The sequence below is a fragment of the Streptomyces sp. NPDC048392 genome, assembly GCF_043200575.1.
GTDB lineage: Bacteria > Actinomycetota > Actinomycetes > Streptomycetales > Streptomycetaceae > Streptomyces.
The window spans coordinates 1-25,151 of the sequence record NZ_JBICYB010000034.1; the positions used below are offsets into that span (position 1 = coordinate 1).

The 25,151-nt window shown below is 73.5% G+C and carries 24 protein-coding genes and 2 pseudogenes; 12 read left to right on the top strand and 14 right to left on the bottom strand.

Annotation, left to right across the window (positions count from 1 at the left end; all coding sequences use genetic code 11):
• Nucleotides 1–573: maltotransferase domain-containing protein (locus tag ACGFYH_RS30635; RefSeq protein WP_393806432.1), on the bottom strand; the 573-nt coding region annotated here is incomplete at its 3' end.
• A 52-nt stretch (nt 574–625) separates the two neighbouring features.
• Nucleotides 626–898 carry a DUF5133 domain-containing protein gene (locus tag ACGFYH_RS30640; protein ID WP_393806433.1) on the bottom strand — a complete coding sequence of 91 codons (273 nt, stop codon included), beginning with the start codon at nt 896–898 and terminating at the stop codon, nt 626–628.
• A 276-nt stretch (nt 899–1,174) separates the two neighbouring features.
• Between ACGFYH_RS30640 and ACGFYH_RS30645 the strand changes: the two genes are divergently transcribed.
• Together ACGFYH_RS30645 and glgX are read left to right on the top strand one after the other, a co-directional pair.
• Entirely contained in the window at nt 1,175–1,690 is a 516-nt protein-coding gene (locus tag ACGFYH_RS30645; RefSeq protein WP_393806434.1) for a pep a2, read from the top strand.
• Nucleotides 1,687–3,834, top strand: coding sequence for a glycogen debranching protein GlgX (gene glgX / locus ACGFYH_RS30650; RefSeq protein ID WP_393806435.1), 2,148 nt, complete (start codon nt 1,687–1,689; stop codon nt 3,832–3,834). The genes ACGFYH_RS30645 and glgX overlap by 4 nt, the downstream gene beginning before the upstream one ends.
• Nucleotides 3,835–3,844: 10 nt before the next feature.
• On the opposite strand, the gene ACGFYH_RS30655 is transcribed toward glgX, so the two are convergent.
• Nucleotides 3,845–4,648, bottom strand: a complete 804-nt coding sequence (locus ACGFYH_RS30655; RefSeq protein WP_393806436.1) for a VOC family protein — start codon at nt 4,646–4,648, stop codon at nt 3,845–3,847.
• 173 nt (nt 4,649–4,821) lie between these two features.
• Here ACGFYH_RS30655 and ACGFYH_RS30660 point away from each other — a divergent pair.
• Nucleotides 4,822–5,139: pseudogene (locus ACGFYH_RS30660) on the top strand (ANTAR domain-containing protein); the annotation flags it as partial.
• A 25-nt stretch (nt 5,140–5,164) separates the two neighbouring features.
• Here the strand turns inward: ACGFYH_RS30660 and ACGFYH_RS30665 are convergent.
• Entirely contained in the window at nt 5,165–5,953 is a 789-nt protein-coding gene (locus ACGFYH_RS30665; protein WP_393806497.1) for a SigB/SigF/SigG family RNA polymerase sigma factor, read from the bottom strand.
• A 301-nt stretch (nt 5,954–6,254) separates the two neighbouring features.
• On the opposite strand from ACGFYH_RS30665, the gene ACGFYH_RS30670 reads away from it, so the two are divergent.
• Nucleotides 6,255–6,779, top strand: a complete 525-nt coding sequence (locus tag ACGFYH_RS30670; protein WP_393806437.1) for a hypothetical protein — start codon at nt 6,255–6,257, stop codon at nt 6,777–6,779.
• A gap of 18 nt (nt 6,780–6,797) precedes the next feature.
• Here the strand turns inward: ACGFYH_RS30670 and hemC are convergent, their stop codons facing one another.
• From hemC to ACGFYH_RS30690, 4 genes are all read right to left on the bottom strand, one after another.
• Nucleotides 6,798–7,733 carry a hydroxymethylbilane synthase gene (gene hemC, locus ACGFYH_RS30675; protein ID WP_393806438.1) on the bottom strand — a complete coding sequence of 312 codons (936 nt, stop codon included), beginning with the start codon at nt 7,731–7,733 and terminating at the stop codon, nt 6,798–6,800.
• Between the two features lie 71 nt (nt 7,734–7,804).
• On the bottom strand, nt 7,805–8,581 hold the full coding sequence (locus ACGFYH_RS30680) for an NPP1 family protein (protein WP_393806439.1): 777 nt from the start codon (nt 8,579–8,581) through the stop codon (nt 7,805–7,807).
• A 141-nt stretch (nt 8,582–8,722) separates the two neighbouring features.
• Nucleotides 8,723–9,703: an ATP-dependent DNA ligase gene (locus tag ACGFYH_RS30685; protein WP_393806440.1), complete on the bottom strand. Its 981-nt coding sequence runs from the start codon at nt 9,701–9,703 to the stop codon at nt 8,723–8,725.
• A 98-nt stretch (nt 9,704–9,801) separates the two neighbouring features.
• The gene (locus ACGFYH_RS30690) at nt 9,802–11,256 is read right to left on the bottom strand and encodes an MFS transporter (RefSeq protein ID WP_393806441.1); all 1,455 of its coding nucleotides are present in this window, start codon (nt 11,254–11,256) and stop codon (nt 9,802–9,804) included.
• Between the two features lie 229 nt (nt 11,257–11,485).
• Here ACGFYH_RS30690 and ACGFYH_RS30695 point away from each other — a divergent pair, with 229 nt between their 5' ends.
• The 4 genes from ACGFYH_RS30695 to ACGFYH_RS30710 all read left to right on the top strand — a co-directional run bounded on the left by ACGFYH_RS30695 (nt 11,486) and on the right by ACGFYH_RS30710 (nt 15,670).
• Nucleotides 11,486–12,142, top strand: coding sequence for a TetR/AcrR family transcriptional regulator (locus tag ACGFYH_RS30695; RefSeq protein WP_393806498.1), 657 nt, complete (start codon nt 11,486–11,488; stop codon nt 12,140–12,142).
• 274 nt (nt 12,143–12,416) lie between these two features.
• The gene (locus tag ACGFYH_RS30700) at nt 12,417–12,797 is read left to right on the top strand and encodes a DoxX family protein (protein WP_393806442.1); all 381 of its coding nucleotides are present in this window, start codon (nt 12,417–12,419) and stop codon (nt 12,795–12,797) included.
• Nucleotides 12,794–13,261: a peroxiredoxin gene (locus ACGFYH_RS30705; RefSeq protein ID WP_393806443.1), complete on the top strand. Its 468-nt coding sequence runs from the start codon at nt 12,794–12,796 to the stop codon at nt 13,259–13,261. Before ACGFYH_RS30700 ends, ACGFYH_RS30705 begins: the two co-directional genes overlap by 4 nt.
• Nucleotides 13,262–13,321: 60 nt before the next feature.
• Entirely contained in the window at nt 13,322–15,670 is a 2,349-nt protein-coding gene (locus tag ACGFYH_RS30710; RefSeq protein ID WP_393806444.1) for a SpoIIE family protein phosphatase, read from the top strand.
• Between the two features lie 37 nt (nt 15,671–15,707).
• On the opposite strand, the gene ACGFYH_RS30715 is transcribed toward ACGFYH_RS30710, so the two are convergent.
• Together ACGFYH_RS30715 and ACGFYH_RS30720 are read right to left on the bottom strand one after the other, a co-directional pair.
• Nucleotides 15,708–16,331: a DNA polymerase ligase N-terminal domain-containing protein gene (locus ACGFYH_RS30715; RefSeq protein WP_393806445.1), complete on the bottom strand. Its 624-nt coding sequence runs from the start codon at nt 16,329–16,331 to the stop codon at nt 15,708–15,710.
• Between the two features lie 50 nt (nt 16,332–16,381).
• Nucleotides 16,382–17,212: an aldo/keto reductase gene (locus ACGFYH_RS30720; protein ID WP_393806446.1), complete on the bottom strand. Its 831-nt coding sequence runs from the start codon at nt 17,210–17,212 to the stop codon at nt 16,382–16,384.
• A gap of 112 nt (nt 17,213–17,324) precedes the next feature.
• Between ACGFYH_RS30720 and ACGFYH_RS30725 the strand changes: the two genes are divergently transcribed.
• On the top strand, nt 17,325–18,350 hold the full coding sequence (locus tag ACGFYH_RS30725) for a TauD/TfdA dioxygenase family protein (RefSeq protein WP_393806447.1): 1,026 nt from the start codon (nt 17,325–17,327) through the stop codon (nt 18,348–18,350).
• A gap of 201 nt (nt 18,351–18,551) precedes the next feature.
• On the opposite strand, the gene ACGFYH_RS30730 is transcribed toward ACGFYH_RS30725, so the two are convergent.
• The 3 genes and pseudogenes from ACGFYH_RS30730 to ACGFYH_RS30740 all read right to left on the bottom strand — a co-directional run bounded on the left by ACGFYH_RS30730 (nt 18,552) and on the right by ACGFYH_RS30740 (nt 20,866).
• Nucleotides 18,552–20,054, bottom strand: coding sequence for a metallophosphoesterase family protein (locus tag ACGFYH_RS30730; protein WP_393806448.1), 1,503 nt, complete (start codon nt 20,052–20,054; stop codon nt 18,552–18,554).
• A 102-nt stretch (nt 20,055–20,156) separates the two neighbouring features.
• Nucleotides 20,157–20,240, bottom strand: a pseudogene (locus ACGFYH_RS30735) (dienelactone hydrolase family protein); the annotation flags it as partial.
• Nucleotides 20,241–20,245: 5 nt separating this feature from the next.
• On the bottom strand, nt 20,246–20,866 hold the full coding sequence (locus ACGFYH_RS30740; RefSeq protein ID WP_393806449.1) for an L-threonylcarbamoyladenylate synthase: 621 nt from the start codon (nt 20,864–20,866) through the stop codon (nt 20,246–20,248).
• A gap of 207 nt (nt 20,867–21,073) precedes the next feature.
• Here ACGFYH_RS30740 and ACGFYH_RS30745 point away from each other — a divergent pair, with 207 nt between their 5' ends.
• Nucleotides 21,074–22,603 (top strand): helix-turn-helix domain-containing protein, encoded by a 1,530-nt coding sequence (locus tag ACGFYH_RS30745; protein ID WP_393806450.1) that lies wholly within the window; start codon nt 21,074–21,076, stop codon nt 22,601–22,603.
• Between the two features lie 663 nt (nt 22,604–23,266).
• Here the strand turns inward: ACGFYH_RS30745 and ACGFYH_RS30750 are convergent.
• The gene (locus ACGFYH_RS30750) at nt 23,267–24,136 is read right to left on the bottom strand and encodes a fructosamine kinase family protein (protein WP_393806451.1); all 870 of its coding nucleotides are present in this window, start codon (nt 24,134–24,136) and stop codon (nt 23,267–23,269) included.
• Between the two features lie 308 nt (nt 24,137–24,444).
• Between ACGFYH_RS30750 and ACGFYH_RS30755 the strand changes: the two genes are divergently transcribed.
• Nucleotides 24,445–24,768, top strand: a complete 324-nt coding sequence (locus ACGFYH_RS30755) for a hypothetical protein (protein ID WP_393806452.1) — start codon at nt 24,445–24,447, stop codon at nt 24,766–24,768.
• Complete coding sequence (locus ACGFYH_RS30760) at nt 24,765–25,133, top strand: hypothetical protein (protein WP_393806453.1); 369 nt, start codon at nt 24,765–24,767, stop codon at nt 25,131–25,133. Before ACGFYH_RS30755 ends, ACGFYH_RS30760 begins: the two co-directional genes overlap by 4 nt.
• The last annotated feature ends 18 nt before the right edge of the window (nt 25,134–25,151 follow it).

Sequence of the window (25,151 nt, forward strand, 5' to 3'; positions counted from 1 at the left end):
CAGGGGCAGCGGGTCGGAGCTGGTGACCAGTTCCCGCAGCGGGTGCCGGGCCAGGACCGCGTCCACCTCGGGCGTCAACGCCGCCGCCAGCCGGGTGGCCACGGGCAGCGTGTCGTCGAGCAGGGCTTCCGCCGCGGCCAGCGCCACCGTGCGCCCGGAGTCCGCCGGTACGCCCGCGGCGGCGCGCCGGAACAGCTCGGCGCCCTCCTCGAGAACGAGGCCGGCGTCTATGCCGGCCGGGACCTTGATCCGCGCATGCCGCTGCCAGGTGGCCACGGGGTCGCTCCACGCCTCCACCCGGTACGTCCAGTTGCCCGGCGCGCCCGGGGTGACCTCGGCACCCCAGCGGTCGCTGCCCGGGGCCAGCTCCCGCATCGGCGTCCAGGGACCCGGCCGGCCCTCGGGGTCCTTCAGCACGACGTTGGCGGCGACCGCGTCGTGCCCCTCCCGGAACACGGTGGCGGTGACCTCGAACGTCTCTCCCGTCACGGCCTTCGCCGGGCGCCTGCCGTTCTCCACCACCGGGTGGACGTCCCGTACCGGGATACGTCCGATCCCCACGGTCGTAGTCATCCGTTCTCACCTCCGCCGTGCTCGGGGCCGGGCGCGGGCCCGGCCTGTTGGTTCAGGCCGCGCCCGAGGGGGTCTTCCGCCCCGACGGGGCGAGGTGCTCCGTCCGCTCCTGCGCATGGGTGACCAGGTTGGTCCGCAGATACCTTTCGGCGGCGTCCGCGGCCTCGCGTGCGCACCGCTTTCCCATCAGCACGCAGAGGGTGTAGCCGGAGTCCTCGAAGGTGGTCCGGACCGTGACGTCCGTGGGGGATGCCAGCATCGAGCGTTCCCAGGCGCGGTAATGCCGCAGCTGCCGGGCGACTTCGCTCTTCGCGGGTAGCAGCATGGCCGGTCACCTTCCGGACGGTCCGGTGATATGGACGATCGAGTTCTTCACACATGGTGCACGGGTGGTGACGCGCCGTCTTGTTGGATCTTCAACCGCTTTCACGGTCGCTCTCCCGCCCGGTTCCGCCCTTTTGGTGCTCGTGTTGCACGAATGGACTACTGCTCCCACTCTGGAGTGACTCAGAAGCGATCAACGCTCACGCTTCGTGATCGGGGAGCCCGTCCCCCAAGGGACGAGGAGGAGCGAGAGCCTTCGCGGTGAGGAGCCACGACGATGAAGACCGCAGTGCCCTGCTACTACCACCTCGACGTGGAAGTGAGCCCGGAACGGGTCGGACAGGTCAGCCGCATCCTGGCCGCTCACCTCCGGTTCTGGAACCTGGAGAACCTCGTCGAACCCGTCTGCTCGGGCGCCGAAATGCTGCTCCGGGCGATCGACGAGCACGCCGGCGACAAGAACACGTCGATCGAGATGTGGTGGAACCACCAGCACCTCATCACGGCCGTAGGGGGCAAGGACCACGCGCTCCGTCCCGACCAGGACCTGCGCACCTGTCTGCAGCACCTCGCCGCGAACAGCGACGGCTGGGGCTGCTGCGCCACCGACACCGGGGCGAGGGTCATCTGGTTCTCGCGCCGCGCCCGGGCCGGCGAGCGCGTTCCGCTGGTGGCGATGCCACCCGAGCCGATCACGCAGGAGGGGCTGGAAGTGCCACGCGAGACCATGCCGGTGGCCCGAGCGGCCGGCCGGGCCCGTACGGGCAACGGCGTTCTGGAGGAGGCCCGGTGACCCGCGCCAGGCCGAACTGGAAGGGGTCGCCCGTGTGGAGCGGGCACCCCTGTCCGCTGGGCGCCGCGTACGACGGGCAGGGCACCAACTTCGCCCTCTTCAGCGAGGTCGCCGAACGTGTCGACCTCGTGCTCGTCGACGACGACGGCGGTCACCACAGCATCCCGCTGCCCGACGTCGACGGCTTCGTCTGGCACTGCTACCTGCCCGGCGTGGGTCCGGGACAGCGCTACGGATACCGGGTCCACGGTCCGTGGGCTCCCGCCGTCGGCCACCGCTGCAACCCGGCGAAGCTGCTCCTCGACCCGTACACCAGGGCCGTGGACGGGCTGGTGGACAACCACGCCTCCCTCTTCGAGCGTGCCAGGGGCAGGGCCGACCCGGGCGACAGCGCCGGGCACACCATGCTCGGCGTGGTCACCGACCCGTTCTTCGACTGGGGCGACGACCGTCCGCCCGCACGCCCCTACTCGGAGAGCGTGATCTACGAGGCCCACGTCCGCGGGCTCAGCCGCACCCACCCCGGCGTGCCCGAGGAACTGCGCGGCACCTACGCGGGGCTCGCGCACCCGGCGGTCGTGGAGCACCTGACGTCCCTCGGCGTGACGGCCGTGGAGCTGATGCCGGTGCACCAGTTCGTGCACGACGGGGTGCTCCAGGACCGCGGCCTGTCCAACTACTGGGGCTACAACACCATCGGCTTCTTCGCGCCACACAACGGCTACGCCGCCCGCGGCACCCGCGGTCAGCAGGTCACCGAGTTCAAGTCGATGGTCAAGACCCTGCACGAGGCCGGCCTCGAAGTGATCCTCGACGTGGTCTACAACCACACCGCCGAGGGCAACGAGAGGGGCCCCACGCTCTCCTTCCGCGGCATCGACAACGCCTCGTACTACCGCCTCGTGGACGGCGACTGGCAGCACTACTACGACACCACCGGCACCGGCAACAGCCTGCTGATGCGCCACCCCTACGTACTGCAGCTCATCATGGACTCGTTGCGGTACTGGGTCACCGAGATGCACGTCGACGGGTTCCGCTTCGACCTCGCGGCCACCCTGGCCCGGCAGTTCCACGAGGTGGACCGGCTGTCCGCGTTCTTCGACCTCATCCAGCAGGACCCGGTGATCAGCCGCGTCAAGCTCATCGCCGAGCCCTGGGACGTCGGAGAGGGCGGCTACCAGGTGGGCAACTTCCCACAGCTGTGGTCGGAGTGGAACGGCAAGTACCGTGACGCCGTACGGGACTTCTGGCGCGGTGAGGAGCACACGCTCGGCGAGTTCGCCTCCCGGCTGACCGGCTCCTCCGACCTCTACCAGCACAGCCGCCGCCGTCCCCGCGCAAGCGTCAACTTCGTCACCGCGCACGACGGGTTCACCCTGCGCGACCTCGTCTCCTACAACGACAAGCACAACGAGGCCAACGGCGAGGACAACCGGGACGGCGAGAGCCACAACCGTTCCTGGAACTGCGGCGCCGAGGGCGGCACCAAGGATCCGGCCGTCCGGGAGCTGCGCGGCCGGCAGCAGCGCAACTTCCTCGCCACGCTCCTGCTCTCGCAGGGCATCCCTATGCTCTGCCACGGCGACGAACTGGGCCGTACCCAGCGCGGCAACAACAACGCGTACTGCCAGGACAACGAGATCTCCTGGATCGACTGGCGGCTCGGCGACGAGCAGCGCGCGCTGCTGGACTTCTCGCGGCGCCTCATCGCGCTGCGCGCCGGCCACCCCGTGCTGCGCCGGCGCCGCTTCTTCCACGGCGAGACCCTCACCCACGCGGACCAGCCGCTGCCCGACCTGGTGTGGCTGCTGCCGGACGCGCGGGAGATGACCGACGACGCCTGGCAGCGCTCCGACGCGCACGCCGTCGGCGTCTTCCTCAACGGCGACGCCATCGCCGAACCCGATCCCCGCGGCCGCCCCGTGGTCGACGACTCCTTCCTGCTGCTGTTCAACAGCCACTGGGAGCCGACCGACTTCCGGCTGCCCGGCACCACCTACGGTGAGCGCTGGGCGACCCTGGTCGACACCGCCGACCCGGAGGGCGTCCCCGACGAGGCCGAGTACAAGGCCGGCACCCGACTGACCGTCGAGCAGCGCAGCCTGGTGCTGCTCTCCCGGCCGTCCCGCACCGGCCGGTGAGCCGGTGAGGTCAGCTGCCGAGGCGGCGCGCGGTCACCGTGAACTGCGGGCCGTCGGCGTCCCGGAGCACCGCCTCCTCACCGGTGAGGGAGAGCACGCTGCCGCCGTGCCGTTCCGCGGTGCGGGCACAGGCCGTCACGTCCTCGACCGCGAAGTGGATCTGCCAGTGCGGCCGGACGGCCGGGTCGGGCGCGGCTCCGAGGGCCCCCGACTCGATCCGTGCCACGACGTCGCCCTGGTTGCGCAGGACCACCTCCTCGCCCTCGTACCGGACCTCGCAGCAGCCCTGCCCCGAGGCCCAGTCGAAGATCTCGCCGTAGAAGATGGCGGCGTCGAAGGCGTCACGCGTGTGCAGCCGGATGAAGGCGGGGCGCGCGGTGCGCCAGGCGTCCCAGTCCGTGAACAGCTCGCCCTCCCAGATCCCGAAGGTCGCGCCGTCCCGGTCGGCGAGCAGCGCCGCCCGCCCCGGCGGCAGGGAGATGGGCCCGACCGCGGTGGTGCCGCCCCGCTCCTGGGCCCGCGACACGGCCTCGTCCGCGCTGCGCACGGCGAAGTACGGCGTCCAGGCCACCGCCATCTGCCACATCGCGGCCACGGCGGCGATGCCGGCGACCGGCACCCCGTCCACCAGGGCGATCCGGAAGGGCTCGCCCAGCCTGGCGGGCCGCCACTGCCAGCCCAGCACAGCGGAGTAGAACTCCTCGGTGGCCTTCAGGTCACGGCTGGTGAGACTCACCCAGCAGGGGGCCCCGTACACGGAGTGCGTGGACAGGAGGCTTTCCCCGCTGTCGCGGGAGGTCATGTCGTGGTTCATGGCAGTCGTGTCCTGGTCTCGTCCACCGGCCGTCACCGGCTCCACACCAGTGTCCGGCCGGGAGTGCGGCGGGCGCCTGGCGAGTACCCCGCAGGCGGCGCCGAAACGGAGGGCCGGGCGGCCCGGTGGCGCGGCACGGCGCGGCTGGCCAGGATGGGAATCCGGAGGTGACCATGCCCCCCACGGACTTGGACCCGGGCTCGCGGCCGGGCCCGGACTCGGACTCGGACTCGGACCAGATCTTCCGGCTGCAGGAGCAGGTCCGGCAGCTCAAGGAGGCGGTCGTCTCCCACGCCGTCGTCGACCAGGCCATCGGTGTGATCATCATCCTCGGCAGAGTGACACCGGACGAGGGATGGATGGTACTGAAGGAGATTTCCCAGCATACGAACATCAAACTCCGCAATGTCGCGGAAGCGGTGCTCATCTGGGGGCGCACCGGAGTGATGCCGCCGCAGCTCCTGGCCGCTCTGGAGGACCGCCTGGGGCGGTGAGCCCCTCTCGGCGGGCCTCCGTTCAGCGGGCCTCCGTGAGGATCTCCTCGCGTATCCGGTCGAAACAGCCGGTGAGCAGCCGTGAGACGTGCATCTGGGAGATGCCCAGCTGCTGGGCGATGCGGCTCTGGGTCATCCCCGCGAAGAAGCGCAGGTAGAGAATGGTGCGCTCGCGCTCGGGAAGCGCCTCCAGGCAGGGCCGGACGGCCACCCGGTCAACGACCGCGTCGAAAGCGGGGTCGGGGCCGCCGAGCGCGTCACCGAGGGCGTAGCCGTCGGTGCCGGGCATCTCCGCCTCCAGTGACAGGGCGGAGAAGCACTCCAGGGCCTCCATGCCGGTACGCACCTCGACCGTGGTCAGCTGCGCGTGTTCGGCGATCTCCTCGACGGTCGGCGCACGCCCGGGTGTGATCTGCGCCAGCTCCTTCGTGGATCTGCGGACCCGGTTGCGCAGATCCTGGATCCGGCGCGGCACGTGCAGCGTCCACATGTGGTCGCGGAAGTGCCGCTTGATCTCGCCGGTCACGGTCGGTACGGCGTACGCCTCGAAGGCGTGGCCGCGTTCCGGGTCGTAGTGGTCGACGGCCTTGACCAGGCCCAGGGCCGCCACCTGATAGAGATCCTCCAGGTTCTCACCGCGGCCCCGGAAGCGGACGGCGATCCGCTCCGCCATGGGAAGCCAGGTCCGGATCAGTTCGTCCCGCAGCGCCTTGCGCTCCGGTCCCTCGGGCAGCCCGGCGAGCCGGTCGAACGCCGCGGCCGTGTCGGGGGCGTCGTCGTGCGGGTGCTTGGTTCTGCCGGCGACACGCATCACGCGCACCTCCCTCAGCAGGGGTGCTGGCAAGTCCTCATATATATGGATACTGAGCGCGAATGCCCTGAACGGCCACTCGAACGGCTGCGGACCGGTGACCGGTGCGGCCCCGTCGCCGGACGTGATGTGCGGCACGCTCCGGGTGACCACCCCGGCCGGCCGCCGGCGGATACTTACTGCGCAACGCTTGATCACCGATCAAAAGGGGTGAAGTCCCTGGCCACAGCGCATTCCGCTCATTTGACAGTGCGCTGAGCGCGCAGATAGGAAGCAGCGTCGAGAGGTCGAGAGGGGCACCGTGTACGAGCCGAACGTGGTCGGGGACTGGCAGGAGTACGACGAGCACGCCGGCCTGCGGGTGCGCGTCCACCGTCTTGAACCGGCCGAGCCGCCGCGTGGGCGCGACGACGCCGCCGAGGGGCTGACGTACTTCCGCGTCCGGGTGACCGTCGAGAACCGGGGCGGGCGGCACCTCGGCGTCCACCTGGAGGACGGCCAGATCGACGTACGGATTGGCCCGGAAGGGGAGAGCGCCTTCCTCGACTGGCGCAATTCCCAGTTCATCGAGGGCTTCGACGTCTACCCGCTGCGCCGCGCCACCGCCGTTGTCTACGCGGCGGGCCCGGAGGCCGGCCTGTGCCAGGTGGATGTCCAGGTACAGCTGCGGGTGGACGAGGAGTGGGCCGAGCGCCGGCTGTGGGCCGGCGGCCTCGGGCTGCCCGACGGGGCCGTCGGTGCCCCGTGCGGCGCGGTGCGGGACGAGGGCCTCGCACACCAGGTGAGCGCCTTCCTGCGGGGCCGGTCGGAGGAGGGCCCCGCCTGACCCGGCGGGCGCGGCGCCTCAGTGCGCGATGCCGTCGATGATCTCCCGTGCGCCCTGCCGCAGCAGCGCCACGGCGACCGACGTGCCGAGGGTCGCCGGGTCGAGCCGGCCCGCCCACTCGTGGGCGTTCAGCCGGGTCTTGCCGTCCGGGGTGAAGACGCAGGCCCGCAGGGAGAGTTCGCCGCTCCGGTCCACGTGCGCGTGCCCGGCGATCGGGCTGTTGCAGTGCCCCTGGAGGACATGCAGGAACATCCGCTCCGCCGTGGCCTCCCGGTGGGTCCGCGGATGGCCGAGAGCGCTGACCGCCTCGATGAGCGCGCCGTCGCCCTCGCGGCACTGCAGGGCGAGGATGCCCGCGCCGATCGGCGGCATCATCGTCTCGGGGGAGAGGACCTCGCTGATCACGTCACCGCGGCCGATGCGCTCCAGGCCGGAGACCGCGAGCAGCAGCGCGTCCGCCTCACCCGCGGCGAGCTTCGCCAGCCGCCGGTTGGCGTTGCCGCGGAAGGGCACGCACCGGAGGTGCGGGTGGGTGGCGGCCAGCTGGGCGGCACGGCGCACCGAGGACGTGCCGACGCGCGTGCCGTCCGGCAGCTCGTCCAGGGTGAGCCCGCCCGGGTGGACGAGCGCGTCCCGGACGTCGTCCCGCTTCAGGAACGCGGCGAACACCGTACCGGCGGGCAGCGGCCGGTCGGCGGGTACGTCCTTGACGCAGTGCACCGCGAGATCGGCCTCGCCCGACAGCAGCGCGGCGTCGACCTCCTTGGTGAACGCGCCCTTGCCCTCCACCAGCGACAGGTCGCCGAGCCACTTGTCGCCGGTGGTCCTCACCGGTACGACCTCGGTACGCACGCCGGGGTGGAGGGCCGCCAACTCGGCCCGGACCCGCTCGACCTGGGCCAGGGCCATCGGGGAGTCGCGGGAGACGATGCGGATCGGTTCGGGGGCGGACATGCGGACACGATAGCGGGCGGCGCGGTGCCTTCGGCGCACGGTTCGCCCGACCGGCCCGCTGCCGCCCCGCCTCAGGCGTTCGGGTCGAAGGGGATGCCCGAGGGCTCGGCGGCCGCCAGGTGGGAGGCGAAGCTGCCGTCCTTGAGGCCGAAGCCGGCGCTGCCGAAGTCGTGGGCGCTCAACTTCTCGCGCAGGCCCGCCGGGTAGCCGTTCCAGCCCACCAGGGCCGGGTACTGCCAGGTGCCCCTGTGGTTCTCCGGGGGCTCGTCGCCCGAGGTCGCCGGGCGGAAGCAGTGGGTGCTGATGCCGTCCTTGTGGTAGACGATCTTCGGGTGGGTGCCGTCGAAGCGGACCGCCGACCGCGCGTGCACGCTGAACGAGCCGTGGTTGGAGGTCGACACGTACTGCACGGCGCCGTCGGCCACCCACACCACGACGTGCTCCCAGTCGTGCCGGTGCCCGCCGAGGCTGACGCCGGGCAGCGCCTGGTCCTTCTCGAAGTAGAGGCCGTACAGGTAGGCGCACCAGCCGTGGTCGCACTTGGCACGCGAGTAGCCGTTGGTGTTGTCCAGGTCGGAAACGTCCCGGCAGTTGCCGTTGAGGGCGCCGGTCGGCCTGAGTCCGCCGTTGACCGCTCCGTCGGCGCCGATGGCCGGGGCCGGGTAGCAGCCGTCCGTGTCGTAGTCGTAGGCGGGCTGGTAGGCGCGCTCCAGGCTGTCGGCGTTTCCTGGCAGCCCCGGCGGCGGGGCTGCGAAGGCGGTGGCGGGAAAGGTGACGACGAGGGCGAGGGCACCGAGCGGTACGGTGAGCCATCTCCTGCGGGGCGTCGTGGCGGTGCGCGACGGCATCGCGTCCTCCTCTGGCTGGCGCAGCCCAACGGCTGTGAAGGGAAGGGGAGTTCAGAGTCCCGCCCTTTCCCTTCCGCGCCAAGGGGGCACGGGCGTCCCCGTGGTGAAGGACAGCCGAACCCTCGGCCTGTCGTCACACGCTCACACCAGGTCGTCCGGGATGTCCGCGGCCGACTCCTCGGGCGCCAGGTCCGGCCTGAGTCTGAGCCAGGACGGCTGTCGCAGCATGCCCTCCCTGGTGCGGGTGCTGTATCGGACCTCGCCGACCAGCCGGGGAACGACCCAGCGCGCCCCCGGTACCGACGGCACCGGATCGAAGGGGCAGGCGTCCGACGCGGCGGCCCGCAGCAGCGCGGCCAGTTCGGTGCGCTCGTCCGCGCTCCAGCCGGTACCCACCCCGCCGACGTAGCGCAGCCGGCCCGCGGCCCGCTGGCCCACCAGGACGGCACCGGGAAGGCCGCTGAGCCGGCCCTTGCCGGGGAGCCAGCCCCCGACCACGACGTCCTCGCTGCGCATGTTGCGGATCTTGATCCAGGCCCGGGAGCGGACCCCGGGCTCGTACAGCGAGTCCAGCCGCTTGCACACCAGGCCCTCCAGGCCGTGCTCGCGGGTGGCCCGCAGGGCCTGTTCGCCGTGCCCGACCAGCGCGGCCGGGGTCGACCACGACGGCCCGTTCAGGCCGAGGTCCGTCAGCCGCTCGCGGCGGCCGGTGTACGGCGTGCGCAACAGGGAGCGGCCCTCCAGGTGCAGGGCGTCGAACAGGACCACATGCGCGGGGACCTTCGCCGCCCGGCGCGCCGCCCGGCCCGGGGCGTGCGCGAGGCCCATACGGGACTGGAGCAACTGGAAGTCGGCGCGGCCCTGTTCGTCCAGGGCCAGCACCTCGCCGTCCAGTACGGCGGGGACGTCGCCGAGCGCGGTGGCGAGTGGCGCCAGCTCCGGATAGGCGGCGGTGATGTCCTGCCCGGAGCGGGCGCGCAGCAGCACGGTGTCGTCGCCGGGCAGGTAGACCACCACGCGCTGGCCGTCCTGCTTGGTCTCGTAGGCCCAGCGCGCGTCCTGCCCGGAGGGCGGCAGGGCGCCGGGAGTGGCGAGCATCGGGGGGATCAGCGGCAGCTCCACGGGTCAGTTCTCGACGTGCCCGGCCACCGTCACGCGCGTTGCCCGCCAGGTTCGCCTGAACGGCGCCGGTCCGGGACGCGGGACCGGCGCCCTCCCGGTCAGCGGGCGGAGGCGGCCCGCGCCGCGACACCGCCGGCCGGTGCCGGGCTCGCCGCGCCGCCGGCCGGGCGGTGGCGCGGGACGAACGACGCGATCACGAAGGCGAGCAGGGCGGCGCCGACGCCGAGGGCCATGACCACCTTGAACGCGTTCTCGGACGGCAGTGCGAAGCCGCCGAGGCCGACCGTCATCTGGGCCAGGATCACACCGGCGATGGCGCTGGCGACCGACGTGCCGATGGACCGCATGAGGGTGTTCAGGCTGTTGGCGGCGGCCGTCTCGCTCGCCGGCACGGCGCCCATGATCAGGGCCGGCATGGCGCCGTAGGTGAAGCCGATGCCCGCGCCGATGACGCAGGAGACCAGCACCAGGTGCCAGACCTCGGACATCAGCACGATGTTCAGCCCGTACCCGGCCGCGACGATCAGGGCGCCGATCATCAGGGTCGCCTTCGGGCCCCTGGACTTCGAGACCTTCGCGGACACCGGGGCGAACGCCATCATCACCAGGCCGGACGGCGCCATCACGAGACCGGCGGTCAGCAGGGAGCGGCCCAGGCCGTAACCGGTGGCCTCGGGCAGCTGCAGCAGCTGCGGGAGCACCAGGGACATCGCGAACATGGAGAAGCCGACGGCGATCGACGCCAGGTTGGTGAACAGCACCTGGCGGCGGGCGGTGGTGCGCAGGTCCACCAGCGGCTGCGGGGTGCGCAGTTCCCACCAGCCCCACACCAGCAGGATCACCACGGCAGCCGCGAACAGGCCCAGCGTGGTGCCGCTGCCCCACCCCCAGTCGGCGCCCTTGGAGATCGCCAGGAGCAGGCAGACCAGGCCGGTCGCCATGCCGAGGCCGCCGGGCGCGTCGAAACGGCCGCCGGTGCGCACCGCCGACTCCGGCACGAGTATCAGGACCAGCACCAGGGCGACGGCGCCCAGGACGCCGGAGAGCCAGAAGAGCATGTGCCAGTCGAGGTTGTCCGCGATCAGCGCGGCGGTGGGCAGGCCGAGCGCGCCGCCGACGCCGAGCGAGGCGCTCATCAGGGCGGTGGCACCGGCCAGCCGCTCGGCGGGCAGCTCGTCCCGCATGATGCTGATGCCGAGCGGGATCACGGCGGCGGACAGGCCCTGCAGGGCGCGGCCGACGACCATCGGGACCAGAGTGTCGCTCAGTCCGCAGATCGCCGAGCCGCCGATCAGCAGTCCCAGGCTGAGCAGCAGCATCCGCCGCTTGCCCGCCATGTCGCCGAGCCGGCCGAAGACCGGAGTGGCCACCGCGGCGGCGAGCAGCGTGGCGGTCACCGCCCAGGCGGCGTCCGAGGCCGGCGCGTCCAGCAGTTCGGGCAGCTCCGGGACGATCGGGATGACCAGGGTCTGCATCAGGGAGACCACGATCCCTGCCATGGCCAGGACCGCCACCACGGCGTTCGGCCTCGGTGCGGCGGGAGAAGCGGGCATGAGGAGCCTTTCGAGTCACCGGCGCGGAGAACGCGCCGCGCAAATATTAAGTCAGTCGCTTGACGTACTCTAAGGGCCGAGAGGCGGAGCCGCCGCATCCGGGCCGCACCCGGCGGGGTGGGCGGTGTTGCGTAGGCTTTCCGGGAAAGCGCCGTCCGACGGCGGACCCGCGGCGACTCTGGGGACCGGCCGCTGCGGGCGCGAGGAAGGTCCCGGCGTGGCGGTGAGCATGGTGGGCAGGGCGGTACGGGCGGAACAGGCCGGCGCGACCCGGCAGCTGATCCTGACCACCGCTGAGCGGCTGTTCGCCGAGCACGGGGTGTACGCGGTCTCCAACCGCCAGGTCAGCGAGGCCGCCGGGCAGGGCAACAACGCGGCGGTCGGCTACCACTTCGGTACGAAGGCGGATCTCGTCCGGGCCATCGCGCAGCGCCACTCGGAACGCGTCGAGGACCTGCGCGCCCGGCAGCTCGTCGCCCTGGGGGACTCGGCGGACCTGCGCGACTGGGTGGACTGCCTGGTCCGTCCGCAGTTCGACCACCTGGCGGTGCTGGGCAGTCCCACCTGGTACGCGCGGTTCTGCGCCCAGGTCATGACCGACCCGGCGCTGCGGCAGATCATGACCGGGGAGTCCCGCGCCTCCGCCTCCCTGCGGGCGATCATCGAGAGGCGCGACCGGTGCATGCCCGCGCTGCCGGACGAGGTCCGCGCGGAGCGGGGCGACATGGCCCGCCATCTCATCGTGCACACCGCGGCCGAGCGCGAGCGGGCCCTGGCCGAGAACCGCCCGACCCCGCGCGCCAGCTGGCAGGACGCGGCCGACGGCCTCGTCGACGCGATCGTGGGCATGTGGCTGGCGCCCGTCACTCCCCGGGGCAGGGCCTGACGGGGGACGGGCGTCGGGCGACGGGTGGCCGGCGGGGGAGTGGACGCGGGCGACGCCCCCCGGGCTCACCGCCGGGTCCGGCCAGGACTCGGCGCGCGTCGGCCTCGCTCGCGGTCGGCGCACCGCGGCGGGCGGTGCCGTCGGCGCGTGCCCCGCGGTCTTCCGCCGCGCGTTCGGCTCCCGACCGGCACCCGCGACCGTCGTACGGGAGCCGGCCGTCACCCAGTCCTTACCGTCGAGTAATATCGCGCGGCAGGCCCCCGGAGGAGGAACCGTGTCCCGGTCCGAACGCTCACCCCTGCTGCTCGCCGGCCTGCTGGCCACCGCGGGCGTCGCCCATTTCGCCCGGCCCCGCCCCTTCGACGCGACCGTGCCGCGCTCCCTGCCGGGCACGCCCCGGGCGTGGACGTACGCCAGTGGCGTCGCCGAACTCGCACTGGCCGCGGGGCTCGCCCTGCCGCGCACCCGCAAGGCCGCCGCGCTGACGGCGGCCGCCTTCTTCGTCGGGGTGTTCCCCGCCAACGTCAAGATGGCCTGGGACTGGCGGCACCGTCCCACCCCGCAGAAGGCCGCCGCCCTCGGCCGCCTGCCGGCGCAGGTGCCGCTCGTACTGTGGGCCCGTGCCGTCGCCGAGGGCAGCGAGGGCCGGTCGTGAGCCGGCCCCTGTCCGTGGGCGACACCGTCGAGGACTTCGCGCTGCCGGACGAGACCGGCACCCCGCGCCGCCTGTCCGAACTGGTCGCCGAGGGACCGGTCGTCCTGTTCTTCTACCCCGCCGCCCTGACCCCCGGCTGCACCGCGGAGGCCTGTCACTTCCGCGATCTCGCCGCCGAGTTCGCCGCGGCGGGCGCCCGTCCCGTCGGTGTCAGCGGCGACCCCGTCGAACGGCAGCAGGAGTTCGCCGGGCGCCACACCCTCGGTATGCCGCTGCTGTCCGACGCCGACGGCGCGGTCCGTGACCTTTTCGGGGTGAGACGGGGGATCGTCCTTGCTCCCACCAAGCGGGTCACCTTCGTCATCGGGCAGGACCGCACCGTGCTGGAGGTCGTCCGCAGTGAACTGAGGATGAACACGCACGCCGACCGCGCCCTCGCCGCGCTCGCCGCTCACCGCGGATAGGACCGCGCCCCGGGTCCGCCGCGGTTGAAACCATGCCGTAATGGGTCAATCCTGGACGTTATGGAGCATGCCTCCGCTGTGGCGATCCTGGACATCCACGGCACGGTGACGGGCTGGAGCGAGGGCGCCCGCCGGCTGACCGGTTACCCGGCCGAGGAGGCCGTGGGACGGGCCGCCCGGGCACTGCTGGGCGAGGACGTGCCGCCAAACTTCCTGGCCGCGCTGTCCGGCGTCGCGCGCGTGCGGCACCGGGACGGCCCGCTCGTCGCTCTCCACCTGCGGGCCCGCGCCCTGACGGGCTCCGACGGCGGGCCCGCCGGATACGCCGTCACCGTCGAACCCCCGGGCGGGCGGGCCCCGGTGGCGGAGCTGGCCTTCGAGCAGGCGGCCATGTCGATGTCCGTCTTCGACACCCGCCAGCACTACCTGCGGCTCAACGGCGCGGCCTGTCAGGTGATGGGCGTACCGGAAGAGGCCCTGCTCGGCCGCTACTTCTCGGACTCCGTCGAGGACGCCGAGCACAGCCAGGGCTTCCTCAGCCACCTCCGACAGGTCGCCGAGACGGGCCGCCCGGTCCGCTACGAGAGTTTCACCGGTGCACCGGCCCTGAACCGCGACCACGCCTGGACCACCGAGATGTGGCCCGTGCGGGACGCCTCCGGTGAAATGCTGGGCACCGCCCTGGCGGCCTTCGACAGCACCGAGCAGTACCGGGCGCGGGAGCGGCTGGCCCTGCTGAACCAGGCGGCCGCCGCCATCGGCACCACGCTGGACCTGGTGCGCACCGCCGAGGAACTGGTCGAGGTGGTGGTGCCGCGGTTCGCCGACTTCGCCAGTGTGGACCTGCTCGACTGGGTTCTGGGCGCGCAGGAGCCGCCGCCGGTGTCCTGCGACGAGATCGAGCTGCGCCGGGTCGCCCACGGCTCCGTCAGCGAGGGCACCCCGGAGGCGGCCGTGCGCCTCGGGAACGTCGGCGCCCACCCCGCCCTCTCGCCGCCCGCCCGGGCGGTGCGGGAAGGGCGGGTCTTCGTCAGCCAGGCGGGGGAGCCGTCGTTCACGCGCTGGGTAGCCGAGCGCAACGCGCGCGCCCCGGCGGGACGCCGCTACCGCTCGGGCGCCCACTCGATGATGGCGGTGCCCCTGCGGGCCCGCGGCATCACGCTGGGCGTCGCGGTGGCCGTGCGCATGGAACAGCCGGACGAGTTCGGTACCGAGGACGCCGTGTTCGCCGAAGAACTCGCCAGCAGGGCGGCGGTCTGCATCGACAACGCCCGCCGCTTCGCCCGCGAGCGTTCCACCGCCCTGGCGCTCCAGCACAGCCTGCTGCCCAGGGACCTGCCCGGACAGGCGGCGCTCGAGGTGGCCCACCGCTACCTGCCCTCCGTGTCGGCGGCCGGCATCGGCGGCGACTGGTTCGACGTGATCCCGCTGTCCGGCAGCCGGGTCGCCCTGGTCGTCGGTGACGTCGTGGGCCACGGCATCCCGTCCACGGCGACGATGGGCCGCCTCCGCACCGCCGTCCGCACCCTCGCCGACGTCGACCTGCCCCCCGACGAGCTGCTCACCCACCTCGACGACCTGATCACCCACCTCGCGGCCACAGCCCCGGACGACGACACGGGCGACGAGGTCGCGGAGCTGGGGGCCACCTGCCTCTACGCCGTCTACGACCCCGTCTCCCGCTGCCTCACCCTGGCCGCGGCCGGGCACCCCGCCCCGGCCCTCGTCCTGCCCGACGGCAGCACACGGCTCATCCACATGACCGCGGGCCCACCGCTCGGTGTGGGCGGCCTGCCGTTCGAGGCGACCGAGCTGGAACTGCCCGAGGGCTCCGTCGTCGCCCTCTACACCGACGGCCTCGTGGAGGGCCGCGACCGTGACGTCGACCACGCCACCGCGGAACTGTGCCGCGCGCTCACCGCTCCCGCGAACTCGCTCGACGCCCTGTGCGACACCGTCCTCAAGGCCGTGATGCCGGAGGAGCCCGGTGACGACGTGGCACTGCTCCTGGCCCGCACCCGGGCCCTCGGCACCGACCAGATCCGTACCTGGGACGTCCGGCCCGACCCGTCGCACGTGGCCGCCACCCGGCGGTCAGTCACGGAGCAGCTGACCCGGTGGGGCCTGGACGAGACGGCGTTCGTCACCGAACTCGTCGTCAGCGAGCTCGTCACCAACGCCATCCGGTACGGCGAGCCGCCCATCCAGCTCCGCCTCATCCGCGACAGCGCCCTGATCTGCGAGGTCTCCGACGCCAACTCCACCTCACCCCACCTGCGCCGCGCCCACGCCTACGACGAGGGCGGCCGGGGCCTGCTCCTGGTCGCCCAGCTCACCCAGCGCTGGGGCAGCCGCCAGACGGGGAACGGCAAGACCATCTGGGCCGAACAGCCACTGCCCGCGCGGTGACCCGCCCGCGCGCCGCCTGCCCCTCCCGGCCCGCCGCCTATCCGTCGCGGTCCTCCTCGGCGACCCGCGCCAGCGTGCGGCCGGTGCGCGCGGACCGGGCCCGCCGGGGGTCCGGGGTGCCGTGTCCGCGCCCGCCGCCGGCCGTCTTCACCAGCAGCCACGCCGGGGCCTCGCCGGTGGCGCCGTCCCGGCCGCCGCGGAACCGGGTCAGCGCGTACTCGCCGCGCAGCTTCGCGCCGTGCAGCCGGAACCGGGCGTGTCCGTGCGCGAGCGACTCGGCGAAGTCGACCGGCCGCCCCCGCCGGTCGTGACTCAGCGGCTCGTAGGTGCCGTGGTCCCAGACGATGACCGTGCCGCCCCCGTACTCGCCCGCGGGGATCACGCCCTCGAACTCCTCGTACTCCAGCGGGTGGTCCTCCGTCGGCACCGCGAGCCGCTTGTCGCTCGGGTCCGCCGACGGTCCCTTCGGCACCGACCAGGACTTGAGCACGTCGGCCACCTGCAGCCGGAAGTCGAAGTGCAGGGTGCTCGCGTCATGGATCTGCACGACGAAACGGGGTCTCCCGTGCCCGCCGGGCGCTTCTCTCCCCGCGGGCTCGCCGGTCCGGCCGAAGTCCCGTTTGCCGTGGTAGTCCCGCAGTCCGTCGCCCTCGCCGTCCACCCGCAGCTCCTTCCCGGCAGATCCTCGCCGACCGGGACCGGGTACCCCCGTCAGAACTCCTCGTGCACCTCCGGGTCGCCGCCGATCCGCCGGTGGGCGCGGTCCGCCACCGTGCGCATCTGGTCGGCGTCGAGCTCGAAGCCGAAGACGTCCAGGTTCGCCCGCTGCCGCGCGGGGTCCGCGGACTTCGGGATCGGCACCGAGCCCAGCTGGGTGTGCCAGCGCAGGACCGCCTGGGCGGGTGTCACGCCGTGCGCGTCGGCGATGGCGGCGACCGCGGGATCGTCCAGCAGGTCGCTGCCCCGGCCCAGCGGGCTCCAGCTCTCGGTGCGGACACCCTTGCGCTCGTGGAAGGCGCGCAGTCCGTCCTGCGGGAGGAGCGGGTGCAGCTCGATCTGGTTGACGGACGGCAGGACACCCGTCTCCTTCTCCAGCCGCTCGATGTGCTCCGCCGTGAAGTTGGAGACACCCACCGAGCGCACGAGGCCGTCGTCACGCAGCTTGATCATGGCCTTCCAGGAGTCGACGTACTTGTCCACACGGGGCAGCGGCCAGTGGATCAGGTACAGGTCGACGTAATCGAGGCCGAGCCGGGCGCGGGACTCCTCGAACGAGGCGAGCGTCTCCTCGTAGCCGTGGTGCCGGCCGGGCAGCTTGGTCGTCACCACGATCTCCTCGCGGGGGAGACCGGCCGAGGCCACGCCGCGGCCGACGCCGGTCTCGTTGCGGTAGTTCGTCGCCGTGTCGATCAGGCGGTACCCCGTCTCCAGGGCCTCGCGGACCGCCCGCTCGGCCTCGTCGTCCCCCATCGGCCAGGTGCCCAGGCCCAGGGCGGGGAGCGTGGTGCCGTCGTTGAGCGTGTACGCCGGGATGCTGATCACCGTGGGACCTTCCCTCGACTGTGCGCGGCGGTGTGCCGCCCCTCCAGCCTCGCCCACCGGCGGGCCGGTGATCAACCGGACGACGCGGCGGAGCGTCTGCCACGATCTCCGCATGACGACGGACAGGGCAAAGGACAGCGCGAGGGACAGCGCGAGGGACAGTGCGACGGACACGGCGACGGCGGAACGCAGAGCGGCCGCGGCGGCGGGGATCGAGGTGCGACCCGTCGCCGGGCACATCGGCGCCGAGATCCGCGGCGTGGACCTGGCGGCGGGCCCCGACGCCGCGCAGGTCGCGGCGGTACGGGCGGCGGTACTGCGCTGGAAGGTGGTGTTCTTCCGCGGCCAGCGCCTCGACCACGCCGGCCATGTCGCGTTCGCCCGCCTCTTCGGCGAGCCGGTCGTCCTGCCCCGGCGCGGCAAGGCGTCACCGGCCGGCTTCCCGGAGATCGAGACGACCGCCGACCGGCTGGAACTGGGCGGGCGGTTCGGGATGGAGCACGACGAGTGGCTGCGGCGCCGGCGCCACACACTGCTGCGCGGCTGGCACTGCGACCACGGCGCCCGCGTCGACCCGCCGGCCGCCACCATCCTGCGCGCCGAGACGGTACCGCCCTACGGCGGCGACACCACCTGGGCGAACCTCGCCGCCGCCTACGCCGGACTGTCCGCCCCCATGCGCGCCTTCGTCGACGGACTGCGCGCCGAACACCGCCTCGGCGTCGGCTACCAGCCCCGGCCCGGCGACGACGCCTACGTCCGGCATCTGCTCGACCACCAGACCGCGACCGTGCATCCACTGGTGCGCGTCCACCCGGAGACGGGGGAGCGGGTGCTGTACGTGAACGGCTACTACGTCGAGCAGATCACCGGCCTCTCCCGCCCCGAGAGCACGGCCGTCCTCGAACTGCTCCTCGAACAGGCCACCCGCCCCGAGTACACCGTCCGCTTCCGCTGGGAGCCGGGCAGCGTCGCCTTCTGGGACAACCGGGCCACCATCCACCTCGCTCCCGGCGACAACGCCCACCTCGACCACCGTCGGACCATGCACCGGGTGATGCTCACCGGCGACGTACCGGCGGGCGTCGACGGCACCCCGTCCGAACCGCTCGTCGGCAGTGCGGCGGGACACTGGTGAGCCGGGCCCGGCCCGGACGGCTGGTCTAGGTCCTGTCGTCCAACTCGCGTCGTCGCCCGGAGGGCGGCCCCCGCGGCGTCAGGTGCGTGATCTCGGCGTGCCGGGTCCCGCGCCTCGTACGGGATGTACTCGGGTCGGAGCCCGGTACGGCGAGAGTGCGTGCATGACGCCGCCGGGCAGACGGGAGTTCGACGACAGGGCCTAGCCGAGCGGGATCGTCACCTCGTCCTCGACCGGCGGGTCCTCCTCCTGCGCCCGGTTGCCGGTGGCCGCGTAACAGCGCAGCCGGACCGCTTCCGGCGAGACGTCCAGCCGCAGGAAGGACTTGAAGAAGGGCGGGCTGTAGGTCGCCGAACCCGGCGAGAACACCTGCGTGTAGGTCTTGCGCACCGGCAGCCGCAACCGCTTGCGACGCCCGGGCCGCAGTGCCGTGCCGAGCAGCCCGGCGACCAGCCGGGTGCGCCGGGTGACCCGGGCGTCGCTCCCCGGGGCGCGGCCGGTGCGGATGCCGAGGCGTTCGGCGATCACGGCCGTCGCCTCCGCCTCCGTGAGGGTGAAGAGGCGGCGCAGCCCGAGTCGGCGGCCGTAGAGGGCGCTGTAGAAGGCGAGGGAGTCGCCGCGCAGCGGATAGGAGCGGAAGTCGTCCTCGGTGACGCCGGCCACCGAGACGCGCGGGATGGTGTGCGTGGCGTGCGTGAACGCGCCGCCGCCGCCCGCGACGACGTACTGGACGGTGCGGCCGTCCACGTCGACCGGATAGCGCTGGTAGTTGTGGATGTCGCCGCCGATCGCCGCGACGTAGTGGTGGGCGGGGTCGCGCACGATGTCGTCGACCGTGCCGCCGCCGTCGATCGGGCACGGACGGTGCTCGCCGTCCACGTACAGGGGCGATCCGGTGACCAGGATCTTCGGCCGGGGACCGGCGGACACCTCGCTCAGCCAGGCGCCCTGCTCGGCGTCGAGCGTGCCCAGCAGCCCCGTGTCGATGCCGACGATCCGCACCGGACCGGCGTCGACGGCCCAGTACGGTCCGGGCTGGTCGGCCTGCTGGGCGGGGGCCGGGCGCAGCCTGCGGGCCTCGTCCAGGTGCCGGCCGTCCCGCGGGCGGGGACGGTGCCACAACAGGGACCGCAGCCGGGCCCGGGTGAGGGGGCGCGGCGCGGGTTCGGGCGGCAGGGGCGGGGCGTCGTCGCAGAAGACGCGCATGAAGCCGTCGAGGTCCTCGTACCAGTCGTGGTTGCCCGGTATCGCGTAGATGGGCGCCTGATAGTCGCGGTACGGGCGGAAGAACTTCGTGCCGTAGTCGTCGGCACTGCCCACCGGGTAGATCACATCGCTGGCGAGGACGGCGAACCGGGTGTCCCCGCCGGCCTTCAGCAGCCCGGGCACGACGGCGTACTGGGGGTCGTCCCCCTCCCCGGTGTCGCCGATGACCAGGAAGGAGAACCGGTCCGGGTCCGCCCGCCGGATCACCTTGTCGGCCGGCGCCCCGGCCGCCGCCCGCTGCGCCACCCAGCGGGAGCGGGTCCGGCCCGTGGGGTCCCCGAACCAGGAGGCCAGCATGCCGTTGCGGGCGGTCCACAGGGTTCTCGGGCTCAGCCAGGACAGCTTTTCGGTGTGCTGCGGCATGAGCGCTCGATAGGCGCCGCGCTCGGCGGAGCCCCAGCCGGCGCCTTCGGCGGAATCACGTGAGGAGTTGGACACCCGGGCACGGTAACAACGCCCGGGCCGGGGGCTGGAGGAGGGGAGAGGCCGCCGACGGGCCGCCGGCTCCCTTCCCGGCCCGGCCGCTTCGGGGCGCCCGGTTCACCACGTCCGCTTCAGGAGGTCGAGCAGTGCCGCCCAGTGCCGCTCGGTCGCCTCCGGGTCGTACGCGGAGGTGTCGTCCTGGTCCGCTACTCGAACCGGGCGGTGTCGCCCGCGCCCCGCCGTACGATCTCCGCCTCGCCGCCGGAGAAGTCGACGACCGTGGTCGGCTCGGTGCCGCAGTCCCCGGAGTCGATGACCGCGTCCAGCACGTGGTCGAGCCGGTCCTTGATCTCCCAGCCCTGGGTCATCGGCTCCTCCTCGTCGGGCAGCAGCAGCGTGCTGGACAGCAGCGGCTCACCGAGTTCGGCGAGCAGGGCCTGGGTGACGACGTGGTCGGGGATGCGCACGCCCACGGTCTTCTTCTTCGGATGCTGGAGCATGCGCGGCACCTCCCGCGTCGCCGGCAGGATGAAGGTGTAACTGCCGGGGGTCGAGGCCTTGATGGCCCGGAACACGTCGTTGTCGATCTGCACGAACCGACCGAGCTGCGCGAAGTCCTGGCAGACCAGGGTGAAGTGGTGCCGGTGGTCCAGTTGCCGGATCGACCGGATGCGGTCGGTCCCGTCGCGGCTGCCCAGCCGGCAGCCCAGCGCGTAGCAGGAGTCCGTCGGATACGCGATCAGCGCGCCGGAGCGGACGCTGTCGGCGACCTGGGCGATGCTGCGCGGCTGGGGGTTGTCGGGGTGCACGTCGAAGTACTTCGCCATTCACCGAGCTTATGCCCGCTCGCCCGCCCCGTCCGACAGGCCCGCCACCGTCCGGCGGCACCAGCCCCGTCCGACCCTTCCGGCCGGCAGCCCGGTGTGCCCCCGCCGGCCTTCCGCTCCCGCCGGGAGGGCTCCGGGTAGGGCCATGAGGTAACGTCCCCGGCTCGGGCTCGGGCTCGGGCCGGGGCGAGACGAGGAGAGGCCGACGTGGCGGGCCGAGAGTACGGGAGAGGGCAGCGGACATCCGGGGCCGGTGAGCGCGTGGGATGGGCGGAGGAACTGCTTGAGCACCTGCGGCCGGCCGGGCGCGACCTGAACCGGGTCGTGGCCTGGCTCGCCGGCACGGCGCACGCGGCCGTCTCGCTGCAGGCCGGCCCCGGCCCGCTGCTGGCCGGCACCCGTATCCCGCTGGACGAGGACCTGATCGCCGACATCACCTCCGGCCGGATCGCCTCCGCCGCGCTGGAGGACCGGGGCCGCCATCTGCGGCTCGTCCGCGTGGATCGGTCCCACCCGGCGCCGGCCGCCGTCCTCGCGGTGGCGCGCGAGCAGCCGTTCGACCGGCGCGTCTCCGACATCGTCACGCACGCGGCCCAGGTGATGGAGCTGCTGCTGGCCGGCCACGAGTCGAGCGCGGCCGGGCACCGGCTGCGGCGGGCCACCTCCGACCTGCGCCTGGCCATCCTGCAGCTGCTGATGGTGGAGGACACCGTCTCGGCCCGCCGCGTGGCCGCCGGACTCTGGCCGGGTCTCCTCGACACCGACACGGCGTGTGTGTACGTCGTGGAGAGCAGCCCCCGTGAACGGGACCGCCTCGCCGAGGAGTGCCTGTCGCTGACGGGGGAACGGGCGCTGGTCGTGCGGTGCCCGGCGATGGACGGACACGTGATCGTCCTCGCTCCCCGCGACGCGGCCGGGCGCGAACTGCGCACCCTCGTAGGCCGTTTCCCCGGCGTCTTCGTGGGCGGCAGCGCCCGGCAGGACCTCGCCCGCACCGCCGCCGCGTACGGACAGGCCGTCAGCGCCCTGGCCGTCGCCCGGTTCCGTCCGGACCAGGCGGCCGTGTACGCCGAGCGGACCCGCCCCGAGCGTCTGATGGACCCCGCGGCCCTGCACGACTGGACGGCCCGTGTACTGAGCCCGCTGGACACCCTGTCCCACCCCACCCGCGCCGAACTCCTCGCCACCACCCGGCTCGGTCTGGAGTTCACCGCGGTCAACACGGCGAAGATCCTCGGGGTCAGCCGCAACACGGTCCGCGCCCGCATGGACCGGGTCGAGGGACTGCTGGGCACGGACTTCGCCGACCTGACCGTCCGCGCCGCCGTGCACCTCGCCCTGAACGCCGAGGTCGGCCTCGCCCAGCCCCCGCCCGGTGTCGGTGCGCGGCCCGGTGCGGCCCGCCTCGGCGACCTGCTGTCCGGGCCCGCGCTGCGCTCCTGGGCCGCCGGCCTGCTCGGCCGCCTCGACCCGGACGGCCGGGACCTGCGGCGCACCCTGCGCACCTGGATCGCCGTCGGCGGCAACGCCGAGCGTGCCGCCCAGAAGCTCGGCGTGCACGCCCAGACCGTCCGCGAGCACGTCCGCAGCGCGGAGCCCGTCCTCGAACGCCAACTGCTCGCCGCGGGCAGCGACCTGTACGAGGTCGTGCTGGCCCACCTGGTGGCCGGAGACCTCGGCCAACCGCTCCTGCACGGGACGAAACCGGGCCATCCGGACGCACCTGTGCACGGGTGAGTCATTACGCCCCGGTAGCGGGCATGGACACGATTCACAACGGCGCAGCCGTCCACGTAGGTTCGACGGGCCGGGGGGCACGACCGGAACGGGGGACCGGTCGCGCCTCCTCGGCAAGGTTCGGCACACCGGGACGGGCGGACGCTCAGCCGCGGGGCAGGATCACCGCGCGGCCGCTGACCTTGCCCGCTCGCTGCCGCTCGTGGACAGTCGGCGCTGACGACACCCGCGCCGCCGGCACCGATCCCGCGGGCGGTGGCCGGGCCGATGCCGAACGCGGCGCCGGTGACGAGGGCGGTGCGGGTGAACTCGGCGGGCGTGGTCGGTGGGCGCGGCGGCGAGGGTGCGGTGGTGCCGGGGTGCCGGGGTGCTGTTCTCACTCTTCGGTGGTGCGGTCGGGGGTCGCGGCCGCGGCCTCCGAGACCAGGGCGTCGTCGTAGGCCTCTCCACGAGGGCGGCGAGGTCCGCCGCTCCCGCGTGCGCCTCGCCGCCGCGCGCCCACAGACGCGGGGCGGCGATCAGGACTCCGGCGGCGGCGTCGACGACTACGGCCGGGCGCACGCCCCGGTCGTCGCACATGTCCCCATGGGACATGCGGCCCGACGGGACCGCCGACGGGCACGTGATGGGGCATGCACCCCGATGCGTCGGCCCGTACGGTGCTCACCCCGCGTGCCGCAGTGCCTCCCGGGCCGCCCCGAGGGCCTGCTCGGCGTAGCCGCGCCCGAACAGCACGGCGTGCACCAGCAGCGGAAAGAGCTGGTGCACGCCGACGCGGGCTACCGAGCCGTCGGCGAGCGGCGCCGCATCCTCGTAGCCCGCCAGGACCCGGTCCAGGTGGGGGCAGCCGAAGAGGCGCAGCATCGCCAGGTCGGTCTCCCGGTGGCCGCCGTGCGCGGCCGGGTCGATCAGGTGGACGTGCCCGTCGGCGCCCCACAGCACGTTGCCGTTCCACAGGTCCCCGTGCAACCGGGCGGGCGGCTCCGGGGGCCCCGCCAGCTCGGGGAGCCGCTCGCAGACCCGCTCGACACCGGCCGCCTCGGCCGCCCGGACGGTGCCGGCGTCGACCGCGCGGCGCAGGTACGGCAGCACCCGGTGAGCGGCGTACCAGCGCGGCCAGTCGTCACCGGTGACATTGCGCATCGGGGCGAGCCCGATGTACGCCTCCTCGGGCCCGCCGGGCGGCGCGGCACCGAACGCCGGCGCCCCGGCGGCGTGCAGCCCGGCGAGGTCCCGGCCGAACCGGAACGCCGCCGCGGCACCCGCCGGCCCCCGCGCCACCCGCTCGGTGACCAGCCGGTGCTCGTCCACACCGTGCACCGCCGGGACCCGCACCGTGCCCGCGTCGGCCAGCCAGCGCAGCCCCGCGGCCTCGGCCCGCGCCGCACCGGGGCCGTCCGCGACCTTGACCACCACCGTCCGGCCGTCATCGAGGGCGACTTCGGTGAGCGACCCGGACAGCGGGCGTTCACCGGTCACCGCCCGGCCGGTGAACCGGGACGCGGCGGCCGAGGACGAGGTGGTGGGAGACATGCCCACGAGCCTAGGACCTCCACCCCGCGGCCGACGAGGAGCGCACCGCGGCCGTCCGGGACCCGCCACGGCCGACGAGGACGGTTGGGGGTGTGTCCGGGGGCTGGCGCGGTTTGGGTCGGGACGGTTGCGGGTGTGTCCGGGGGCCCGCCGCGGCCCGGACCGGGACCGTTCCGAGTCCGTCCGGCACCCGGCCACGGCACGGGCCGCGACCCGCCGCGGCCGAACCGGGGCCCGCTGCCGCCGACCTGGTGAATACCGTCCGGTACGCCGATCGAACACCCCGGGCGCGGGGGAGCAGTGGGACTATGACCAGTTCAGCGTTCCATCGCACCATCACCCTGCCCGCCCCCCTGTGCCGGCAGGCCGCACAGCACCTGGAGCAGGCGGTGCACAAGGCCATCGACGGTGCCGCCACGCCCTGGCGCGCGTTCCGCGGCGCCGACGGCGACGACTTCGCCTTCTCCGTGCCGGTCGTCGAGCAGGCCGCGGGATGCCTGCTGGTGCTGGCCGCGGAGAGCGCCCAGAGCCTGCGGCCCTCCGCGCTCCGCGCCCTGATCACCGTCGCCCTGCACCTGCGGGACGCGGCCGAGGCGGTCCGTCGTCCCGCGGTGCCCAGCACAGCCTGGTGAGCCACAGCCCGGTGGGCGCGCCCCGTGCGCGAGGGCACCGGAACGCGGTGACCGCGGCGGCGTGCTCCGTGGCGGAGTGGGGCGACTACTTCGCCGAGATCCTGGACGGCTCGCCGGGACGTACGTTCCTGGTGCGGGCCGGTGACGAAGCGGCGTGGCGGGTGCGGACCGGCCCCGGCGGGTTCACCGTCACGGACGGCGCGGGCGACGGCACGGCCGACGTGACGCTGAGCGGCTCCCCGGAGGGCGTGCTGCGGGCGCTGTGGAACCGGGCGGACGCCGACGGGGACGGCGGTGCGACCACCGAGGGCGCTCCGGAGGCCGTGGAGGAGCTGCGGCGCTGCATCGTCGTGGCGACCCAGTGAGCGGACGCCCGGCGCGGG